The 6,566-nt window shown below is 56.4% G+C and carries 7 protein-coding genes; 3 read left to right on the top strand and 4 right to left on the bottom strand.

Going from position 1 to position 6,566, the window contains the following annotated elements; translation table 11 throughout:
* On the top strand, positions 1 to 819 hold an 819-nt coding region (locus ACIQ5B_RS09610), incomplete at its 5' end, for a GTP-binding protein (protein WP_397598823.1).
* 106 nt (positions 820 to 925) lie between these two features.
* On the top strand, positions 926 to 1,357 hold the full coding sequence (locus tag ACIQ5B_RS09605) for an Hpt domain-containing protein (protein ID WP_397598822.1): 432 nt from the start codon (positions 926 to 928) through the stop codon (positions 1,355 to 1,357).
* Here the strand turns inward: ACIQ5B_RS09605 and bfr are convergent, their stop codons facing one another.
* The 3 genes from bfr to ACIQ5B_RS09590 form a co-directional block, all read right to left on the bottom strand.
* On the bottom strand, positions 1,358 to 1,837 hold the full coding sequence (bfr, locus tag ACIQ5B_RS09600; protein ID WP_397598821.1) for a bacterioferritin: 480 nt from the start codon (positions 1,835 to 1,837) through the stop codon (positions 1,358 to 1,360).
* A gap of 100 nt (positions 1,838 to 1,937) precedes the next feature.
* Positions 1,938 to 2,108 carry a (2Fe-2S)-binding protein gene (locus ACIQ5B_RS09595; protein WP_333569958.1) on the bottom strand — a complete coding sequence of 57 codons (171 nt, stop codon included), beginning with the start codon at positions 2,106 to 2,108 and terminating at the stop codon, positions 1,938 to 1,940.
* 54 nt (positions 2,109 to 2,162) lie between these two features.
* Positions 2,163 to 3,392, bottom strand: a complete 1,230-nt coding sequence (locus ACIQ5B_RS09590) for a DUF418 domain-containing protein (RefSeq protein WP_397598820.1) — start codon at positions 3,390 to 3,392, stop codon at positions 2,163 to 2,165.
* Positions 3,393 to 3,518: 126 nt separating this feature from the next.
* Here ACIQ5B_RS09590 and ACIQ5B_RS09585 point away from each other — a divergent pair, with 126 nt between their 5' ends.
* Positions 3,519 to 4,295, top strand: a complete 777-nt coding sequence (locus tag ACIQ5B_RS09585; protein WP_397598819.1) for a Coq4 family protein — start codon at positions 3,519 to 3,521, stop codon at positions 4,293 to 4,295.
* 38 nt (positions 4,296 to 4,333) lie between these two features.
* Here ACIQ5B_RS09585 and purL read toward each other — a convergent pair whose 3' ends face one another.
* Complete coding sequence (purL, locus tag ACIQ5B_RS09580; RefSeq protein WP_397598818.1) at positions 4,334 to 6,532, bottom strand: phosphoribosylformylglycinamidine synthase subunit PurL; 2,199 nt, start codon at positions 6,530 to 6,532, stop codon at positions 4,334 to 4,336.
* Positions 6,533 to 6,566 lie beyond the last annotated feature (34 nt).

Here is a 6,566-nt window from a genome sequence, read left to right as displayed (position 1 = left end):
ACGCTCATTAACAAGATTTTGGGCGAAAACCGTTTAATTACCGGGCCTGAAGCCGGGATTACCCGCGACAGTATTTCGGTCGACTGGGTCTGGACCGATCCAAGCCCGAAAGAGCGCGAGCCCGATGAAGAAGGCAATATCCCCCCGATGCTGACCGAACGGCGCGTGCGCCTGATCGATACGGCAGGGATGCGCAAGCGCGCCAAGGTGCAGGACAAGCTTGAAAAGCTATCGGTCGCCGACGCGCGACACGCCATCGATTTTGCTGAGGTCGTCGTACTGCTTTTGGACGCGACCAAAGGTTTGGAAGTCCAAGACCTGAAAATTGCCGACCATGTCATTCAAGAAGGCCGCGCGTTGATTATCGCGATCAACAAATGGGACGTGGCCGTCGACGGTAGCGGCCTGTTCAAAGGCATTCGTGCCGCGCTGGAGGAAGGCCTGTCGCAGTTGAAGGGCGTTCCGATGATTGCCGTGTCTGCGCTGACCGGCAAGGGGCTGGACCAGATGATATCGGCCGCGTTTGACGCGCGTGAGGCGTGGAACAAGCGCGTGCCCACCGGCATACTCAACCGCTGGTTCGAAGCTGCGATTTCTGCAAACCCGCCACCTGCCCCCGGCGGCAAGCGGATCAAATTGCGGTATATGACGCAGGCGCGCAACCGCCCGCCGACGTTCGTGATTTTCGGCAACCGGACCGACGAATTGCCCGCCAGCTATGCGCGCTATTTGCTCAACGGTATTCGCCGTGACTTGGATTTTGGTGCCGTACCCGTGCGCATCAATTTCCGTTCATCAAAGAACCCGTTCGCGGATTAAGCCCGCACGCAGCGCAGTCTGGCAAACAGACTATGTCAACGCTCTGTTTACTTCTTCCGATGTACTGTCGTGCTGGACCGTATTTCCGTGTCCCGGGAGCAAATAGTTGACGAACGATCCGGATGGACTGATCGACTGGAAAGCCTTTGGTGAAACCCGCAACCTATTGGGTGCAGGCTTTGTGCGCATATTGGGCTATTTCCTTGAAGACGGCACGAAATCGGTGGCCGCAATCGAAGAAGCCATGCGCCTGAAAGATTCGGCAAAGCTGGTGATGCCTGCGCACACGTTAAAAGGTGAGGCATGGCAATTTGGCGCGAATCGCTTGGCATTGTTGGCCGAAGAAATTGAAGTCGCCGCGCGGCATTATGTCGAAATTCAGATCGACCCGTCCGAACTTGTTGAAAAGGTCGTTCGCCTGCGGCCGCTGTTCGAAGCGACAGTGTTGGCGCTCGAAGCCGAAACCAGTCCCTTGGTCGAGCGCCGTCCGGTCGCGGCCGCCCAACGCAACGCCCTTGGCGGAATGCGCTTGGGCTGATTAGTCTTCGGGCGGCTGCGACTGCAACTGAACGTAGTTTTCCATGCCCATGCGTGCGATCATGTCGAACTGCTTTTCCAGCACGTCAACATGCTCTTCTTCGTTCTCAAGAATTTCGGCAAACAGATCGCGGCTGACATAATCCCGAACAGCTTCGCTGTGCGCGATGGCATCTTTCAGTTGCGACAGAGCTTCATACTCAAGCTCTAAATCGGCTTTCAGGATTTCTTCGACCGTTTCACCAATGCGCAAGCGCCCTAGAAGCTGAAAATTGGGCAACCCGTCCAAGAACAAGATACGCTCCGCCAGCCTGTCGGCATGCTTCATCTCGTCAATCGACTCATGCCGTTCAAAATGTGCCAGTTTGGAAACGCCCCAATTGTCGAGCATACGATAATGCAGCCAATATTGGTTCACGGCGGTCAATTCATTTTTGAGCGCCTCATTTAGATACTCAATGACCTTTGCATCACCCTTCATGGCACAATCCTTTATAATGTGTCGAAACAAGATAGCGTGAAATATGCCCCAGTTGAAGGCGAAAAGTGTCGTGAAACCGCCAGTTATCGGACAGCTAATGCTAAGCGGTCGCAGGTCCGGCGCTGATAATATTTCGGGCAAAGGTCAGGCACTGGCCGCATTTCGGTTTGCGACCAAGGCGCGCGTACACATCGTTCGGACGCTCAGAACCGCAACGCACCGCAGCGCGCAGGTCTTTTTCCCGGATGGCATTACACACGCAAACGACCATAAAACATCTCCTAAGAGACATTTATAGTGTTAATGCGAATTGATTGCAATAGCATTAACGACGCATTGGCTGCATCTGCCCGCGGGCCAGGCTGCGCCACAACCACTCCAACGGGCCATAACGATGTCGTTTCAGCCATGGTTGCGACCATGACAGCATCACCGCCCACATCGTCAACACATATGCCCATAGACCAAGCCGGCCGACTTCGCCGAACAGGCCAAAGCCATAGCCATAGAACAGGGTGGTCATGATGATGCTGGTACCAAGATAATTGGTAAAGGCCGCACGTCCGGCGGCGGCGACACGCGACATCAGCGGACTGCCACCAAAACGTGCGATGACCAGTATCAGCACCGCCGCATATCCGACGGTGAGCATGAGACGCGGTATCGCACCCCAAAAGAAGATAATCGCGAGCGCCGTAACCGCGTCATATTGGCTGACGATCATCCACAGCGCGAGCAGGCCGGTCGCGATCAGACCGCCCGGTACCAACCGCCATGCCCAGCGGCGGTAATCGGCGGGCGACCAATTGCCCAAAATGAACCCGCTTTTGTTCATGGCCATGCCGATCATCATCAGCGGCAGCGTTTCGGCAATCGACATGAACATCATGCCAAACAAAGCCGGCCAATCGGCGAGCTTGTCCGCGACAATCTGTAGATATGGGCCGCGGTGCAGATCGACCTGCGCCGGGATATCAAAGCTGAAATCAGGGCTCGATTTCACGTCATTATATTGCCGCACCAAATCCGCCGACGCGTCGGGCTGGGTCGCCAGATATTGCAGGATTTGCAATCCGCCAAATTGCAGCCCCCAAAAGACAAGGCCGACGCTGAAGATAATCAACGCCCATTTGACCAAACGCACGGGCGCCCAGTCGCGGAACAGAAAAGCGACCATCCCGGCCATGGCGTACAGGAACAATATGTCGCCAAACCAAATGAAGAAATAATGCACGAGGCCGAAGACCGCGAGCCACGCCATGCGCCGATAGTGCACATGCGCCGCGCTTTCGCCGTTGGACGATGCACGCTCCGTTACCAAAATCAGGCTCGCACCGAATAACAGCGAGAACAGCCCGCGCATTTTGCCGTCGATGAACACAAAGGAAAACAGCCACGCCATCCGGTCGGCAAAGGTTTCACCGCCATAAGCCGCAGGGGTGATATAGGCCCATTCGGGCATCGCGAAGCCGATGATGTTCATCGCCAATATGCCCATCACCGCAAAGCCGCGCATCGCGTCCAGCGTGATGTATCTGCTTTCCGATGTCTGCATAACATTCCCCTGTGTTATTTGATTAATACAGAAGTCCGCGAAACCCGTCCAGCGCGTTAAGCTTTTGTTATTGACATGAATGTAGGTAGTAAATATCCCTATCGCATAATTAGCTTTGGATTCGCCATGACCGAACTGTATTTCTCGCATCCTGATCGCCCCCCTGCAAAGATTCAGCCGCTGAAAGCGTGGCGTCATTTTCGTAAGCTGATCGCGAATAAGGAAGACACAGAGCAGGTGTTTCACATCATTGCGGCGCTCAGCGGCCGCAAGTTCGGCGAAATGGCGCGGAAGTTTTGGGAAACACCAAAGGGTCGGGCATTGCTCGAAAGCAATGAACGCCTCATCGACATGCTCGATGACCATGACAGCATCAAGAAACTGCCAGCCGGCACCGTTGGCCGTGCCTATGTCGAATTCATGGAGCGCGAAGGTCTGACCGCGGCGGGTCTTGAGGCCGAATATGCCCAGTTCCGGACATCCTATCCCGTTTTCGGCGATGTGGTTGACCGTTATGGCGACCGCTTGCGTGATACCCATGACATGCTGCACATCCTCACCGGCTATGGCCGTGACGCGCTGGGTGAACAATGCGTGCTTGGCTTTACCTATGCGCAAAACCACAATCTGGGCGTCGGCTTCATTGCTTATGCCGGCGGGTTGGAACTGAAATATCGTGTCGCGAAATCCGCGCCGATTATGAAAGCGGTCCACGAAGGCTATCGCATCGGCAAAGCAGCGAAGAACATTGCGCAGGAAGATATTGCCGCCTTGTTACGCGAGCCTTTGGCCGACGCACGCAAGCGTTTGGGCATCGCAGAGCCAGTGACCTACAAAGCCGCGCATGCCGCGATGCGTTCCAGCGGCATTGATCCCTATAATCTGCTGGCCCCTGCCGTTTAACGCCTGCTTCGGCTGAAACGGAAGGATGATGGAAAGCCTTAGCTTTCCATCCAGTTTTTGAAGAAGCTTTCATGTGCGGTGCGGAGGTCGGCTATTTCGACTTCGAAACCGGGGCCCTTCACTGACGTTCCGCCAACCGTGCCGATCCGCGTCATCGGAATGCCTGCGGCCTGTATTTGGTCGGCAACGGCGCTGGTCACAACATAGCGCGCCTGATCTTCGCCAAACGCCGTGAAGGCGTCGCCGATTTCTTCGAGCGCACATCCCTTGCCGCTGGCCAAGGCCATTTCGGTCAAGGCCACAAGCAAGCCACCGTCGGCAACGTCATGCACCGCATTGACCTTGCCGTACTGAATGAGCTGGCGGACAAATTGCGCGTGCGCGCGTTCTTGGGCCAGATCGACCGATGGGGCAGCGCCGTCTTCACGGCCATGCAGTTCGCGCAGCCATAATGATTGGCCCAGATGCCCTTCATTGTGGCCAATGACGAAGATGCCGTCGCCATCGGTTTTAAACCCAATCGTCGCCATCTTGCCGACGTCTTCAAGCACACCCACGCCGCCAATAGCTGGCGTCGGCAGAATCGCGCTTCCACCGCCGGTGGCCTTGCTTTCATTGTAGAGCGAGACATTGCCCGACACGATTGGGTAATCGAGCGCGCGGCACGCGTCGCCCATCCCTTCGAGGCAGCCGACGATCTGCGCCATGATTTCGGGCCGCTGGGGGTTGGCGAAGTTCAGGCAGTTGGTGATCGCAAGCGGCGTTGCGCCGACCGCGCTGATGTTGCGATAGGTTTCGGCAACCGCTTGTTTGCCGCCTTCATACGGGTCAGCATAGCAATAACGCGGGGTGCAATCGGTGCTCATCGCCAGTGCGCGGTTGGTACCGTGAATACGCACGACGGCTGCATCACCGCCCGAAAGCTGCGCTGTGTCGCCGCCGACCTGGCTATCATATTGCTGCCAAATCCACGCGCGTGACGCGATATCAGGGCTTGCCATCAGCTTAAGCAAATCCGCGCCCAGGTCTTTGCTGGCGGGAACATCACCAAGCGGCTGGACATTGGCCCATGCCTTATATTCGTCCTTCGACGCCGCCGGGCGGTCATACAAAGGCGCGTCTTCGGCCAATGGTCCAAGCGGAATATCGCAGACGACCTCGCCCTTCCACGTCAGCACCATATGGCCCGTGTCGGTGACTTCGCCGATGACCGCGAAATCGAGTTCCCATTTGTCGAAAATGGCCTTCGCAAATTCCTCACGGCCGGGCTTGAGCACCATCAGCATGCGCTCCTGGCTTTCCGACAGCATCATTTCATAGGGGGTCATGCCCTCTTCGCGGCATGGCACCTTGTCCATGTCGAGGATGATGCCGGCCTTGCCATTGGTGGCCATTTCGACGCTTGAGCTGGTCAGGCCAGCCGCGCCCATATCCTGAATCGCGACAATCGCATCCGACGCCATGAGTTCAAGGCATGCCTCAATCAGCAGCTTTTCGGTGAATGGATCGCCGACCTGAACCGTCGGGCGTTTTTCTTCAATGTCTGCACCAAAATCCGCCGATGCCATGGTCGCGCCATGAATACCGTCGCGGCCTGTCTTCGATCCGACATAGACAATCGGGTTACCAACGCCGGTTGCGGCCGAATAGAAAATCTTGTCCTGATCGGCGACGCCAACGGTCATGGCGTTGACGAGGATGTTGCCGTCATAAGCCGGGTGGAAATTGGTTTCGCCGCCCACGGTGGGCACGCCAACACAATTGCCATAGCCGCCAATGCCCGCAACCACGCCCTGCACAAGATGCTTCATCTTGGGATGGTCGGGACGTCCGAAGCGCAGGGCGTTCATATTCGCCACGGGGCGCGCGCCCATTGTGAACACGTCGCGCAAGATACCGCCAACGCCGGTCGCCGCACCCTGATAGGGTTCGATATACGATGGGTGGTTGTGCGATTCCATTTTGAAGATCGCGGCCAGCTTGCTGCCGTTCGGGCCTTCGCCAATATCGATAACGCCCGCATTCTCACCGGGGCCGCAAATGACCCAAGGCGCCTGTGTCGGCAGTTTCTTCAAATGGATGCGTGAGGATTTGTAGGAACAATGTTCCGACCACATCACCGAAAATATACCGAGTTCAACCATGTTGGGCACACGGCCCATGGCGTGCAAAATGCGCGCATATTCTTCTTCATTGAGACCATGGTCGGCGACGATTTGGGGCGTGATTTCAGACATGAAACGGCCTTAGCGATGCGGCGATTTTTGTGCC

The organism is Sphingorhabdus sp. (genome assembly GCF_044374345.1).
Classification (GTDB): domain Bacteria; phylum Pseudomonadota; class Alphaproteobacteria; order Sphingomonadales; family Sphingomonadaceae; genus Sphingorhabdus_B.
The sequence above is the reverse complement of the archived record's forward strand: the minus strand, read 5'-3'. Positions and strand labels throughout refer to the sequence as shown.

Bases quoted from the DNA above. Each gene is read 5' to 3' on its own strand.
- bfr (WP_397598821.1), bottom strand. From the start codon at position 1,837: ATGAAGGGTGATGCAAAGGTCATTGAGTATCTAAATGAGGCGCTCAAA.
- ACIQ5B_RS09595 (WP_333569958.1), bottom strand. From the start codon at position 2,108: ATGGTCGTTTGCGTGTGTAATGCCATCCGGGAAAAAGACCTGCGCGCT.
- ACIQ5B_RS09590 (WP_397598820.1), bottom strand. From the start codon at position 3,392: ATGCAGACATCGGAAAGCAGATACATCACGCTGGACGCGATGCGCGGC.
- ACIQ5B_RS09585 (WP_397598819.1), top strand. From the start codon at position 3,519: ATGACCGAACTGTATTTCTCGCATCCTGATCGCCCCCCTGCAAAGATT.
- purL (WP_397598818.1), bottom strand. From the start codon at position 6,532: ATGTCTGAAATCACGCCCCAAATCGTCGCCGACCATGGTCTCAATGAA.